Here is a 2,954-nt window from a genome sequence, read left to right on the forward strand (position 1 = left end):
AAGTCCATCAAGATCATGATTAAAACGAAAAATCTTGCCATAGGGCGTTCCTCTGTCTGCAAAAGCTTGCGCGTGACTTTCCCCTTTGGACAGATCCAAACCAATGACAGGGTTCACATAATCACTCCCATTATAATTTTCACCGGCAACCCCTAACCTTCTTGTCGTCCACATTATCGCATGTGATTCGGGATCATGGTCCCAACCAGCCTAATCATGGTTTAACAAGTAGGGGGGGTGAACTGTATAGCTCTCGGGATCTAGCTCCCACGGGCAGAAACGTTCGATCCCCGGCTACCGCTATCTTACGACCACACAAAAATAAGGTCTACCAGAAAGATCTGGTGACCTCATAATACGAACGGGCAGGATAGCGCAACGGCAGTTAATATTACCAGCTTGAAATAAAACCGTCTGGACGGTATAATAATTAAGGGTGATATAATATGAAAACAAAAAAAAGAGATTTGAAGAGAGAACTGATCCTTAAAACGGTTTCGCAAATTGTAAGTGAAGAAGGTGTGGAAAAGTTAACATTAGAGGCCGTTGCCCAAAAGGCGGGCATCAGTAAGGGGGGCTTGCTATATCATTTCCCAAATAAAGATTCTTTGATTCTAGGTGTGATTGAGCAGTTATCCAATCACTTTGTCGAAGGGTTTAATAAGAGGGCAAATGACGATCCACACTCTAAAGGGAAGTGGACGAGGTCTTATATCGAAACATCGTTTTTCGGAGAGAGCGATGTGAATGATCTTTATACGGCGATTTCTGCTGCTCAATTTACTAATCCTGAAATGCTGCAACGGTTACAATACGAATATTCTGAGATTCAGAATAAAATCGAGAATGATGAATTAGACCCCGTTCGCGCTACGCTTGTTCGTTTAGCAATAGATGGTATTTGGTTTGCTGAAATGTTTGGTCTGGCCCCACCAAAATCAGACTTAAGGCAAAAGGTAATTGAACAGTTAAAAGTAAGTATACAGGAGGTAAAGTGATGGCATATTTATTCTTGGCAATCTCTATCATTGGTGAGTTGATCGGTACATCGATGCTTAAGGCATCACAAGGTTTTACTAAACTATATCCCACTCTATTCACGATTGTTGCCTTTGTAACCTCGTTCTATTTTATCTCACTTGCTCTTAAAACACTTCCCTTAAACATGACTTACGCGATCTGGTCAGGAGTAGGAGCAGTAGCAACGGCGCTTATTTCTGTATTGATTTGGAAAGAAAAAATAAACACAGGAAGCGTCGTCGGAATCGCATTGATTGTTATTGGAGTAGTGGTATTAAACTTATTCGGTGCTGGACACGGAGAAGAAAAGGGTGCGACAGAATCTGCAAGCTCAATTGTACAGAATAAGTGAAGCACCAATCGGTTGGCTGTTCTTAACTAACAGAGGATTTATATTGATGCTTATGGAGTTTGGCGGTAGTTAACGCATCTTACTTCGAAAAACAAAGGTAAGGCTGGTGCAACCAGTCAAAAAGGATTAATCTCCCATAAGTGCTACCCATATTGGGTGCGACAGTCTGTGATGCACCGTGATGGTTGGAGTCAGACTAACGGTTGGGCTCTAATGGCACCATAGTTAATAGACCTTCTTCTCCCAGCCACAGTAGAAGTATTGACAGATTTTATCCATTTTCATCCTCTGTGATGCAAAGTTCTAATCCATGATAGCATGATTGAGATAAAGACAAGGGATAGGGTACTTATTTTGAAAACGGAATTAGATTTGTTTAAGTTCAAGCAATTTGAATCAGAGATTATCTTACTAACCATAGGATGGTATTTAAAATACAGCCTCAGTTATCGTAATCTAGTAGAAATGATGGAAGAACGAGGACTACATATGGCTCATACAACCATTATGCGATGGGCTCATCAGTTTGGACCGGAACTAGACAAGCGAATTCGTCCCTATTTGAAGTCGACTAACGATTCATTCCGTACGGATGAGACCTATATTAAAGTTAAAGGACAATGGAAATATCTTTACAGAGCCGTGGATTCAAGCGGCAGCACGCTTGATTTCATACTATCTGAAAATCGAGACATTCACGCCGCTAAACGATTTTCAAGAAAGCAATGGCATCACCGCACAATCAATCGCCTCGCGTAATCACCGTTGATAAAAATCCCGCGTACCCTGCCACAGTCCAGCAACTAAAGGACGAAAAAGCTATGAAACAAGAAACATTGCTGCGACAACAGAAGTATCTTAACAATATAATTGAACAAGATCAAGAAAACCATCGCGGGAATCGAAGTCATGCACATGATAAAGAAAGGGCAGGTCGAATATAAGCATTCGACTGCTCTTTCTGATGTGTGCGCCCGGCATGGGCGATAACTCGGTGGTGAAAGTCCACTACAGGCTTGGCAGTAGGAACTGTTAGCTGAAGGCAAGGGTGTCGGTCGTGAGGCCGAATCTGAAGGAAGCCAGAGGCAAACCCTCGGTCTGACGAACAGAAATCACATAATAAGGCATGGTGAGACGGATGAGCTTGCATACCAAAGCAAAGTCCAATACTGCCCGAATCTCATCATGTAGATGTGGCAGATGGATGAGGGGAAAGTTATCGCTCTTACCCGGGGAGGTCTCACAGACATGAAGTAGGAAAAAAAATCCGAAACATGGAGTAAAGCTTGCTGTGAGAAGTCAGCAGATGCCATAGTACGCGAGCCGCGTCAGCGGCAAGCGGAAGGGCTGAACAATCGTAAGTCTCGAGTACAGACTGGAAGGAGAATCGATGCGATGAAAGCAGAATACCGAAAGGACTGCCGGCAAAGAGATAGCGTGGAACGCGAAGGGTATGCAGGAGTGCGGAGCATCGAAGCTCGGGAAGGAAGAGAAAGAGACGGTGCAAAGGATCTGATGGAACGCATCCTGAACAGAGACAATCTGAACCGGGCGTACAAGCAGGTCAAACGCAACCACGGAG

General features: G+C 43.6%; 2 protein-coding genes and 2 pseudogenes. All 4 read left to right on the forward strand.

Annotated elements, in window-relative coordinates:
* Positions 1-446 precede the first annotated feature (446 nt).
* The gene (locus BK127_RS41845; protein WP_076238531.1) at positions 447-998 is read left to right on the forward strand and encodes a TetR/AcrR family transcriptional regulator; all 552 of its coding nucleotides are present in this window, start codon (positions 447-449) and stop codon (positions 996-998) included.
* Positions 998-1,372 (forward strand): DMT family transporter, encoded by a 375-nt coding sequence (locus BK127_RS41850; protein ID WP_076238532.1) that lies wholly within the window; start codon positions 998-1,000, stop codon positions 1,370-1,372. The genes BK127_RS41845 and BK127_RS41850 overlap by 1 nt, the downstream gene beginning before the upstream one ends.
* 318 nt (positions 1,373-1,690) lie before the next feature.
* Positions 1,691-2,362, forward strand: a pseudogene (locus BK127_RS41855) (IS6 family transposase).
* 405 nt (positions 2,363-2,767) lie between these two features.
* Positions 2,768-2,954, forward strand: a pseudogene (locus tag BK127_RS41860) (group II intron reverse transcriptase/maturase); the annotation flags it as partial.

It is taken from the genome of Paenibacillus sp. FSL H7-0331 (assembly GCF_001956045.1).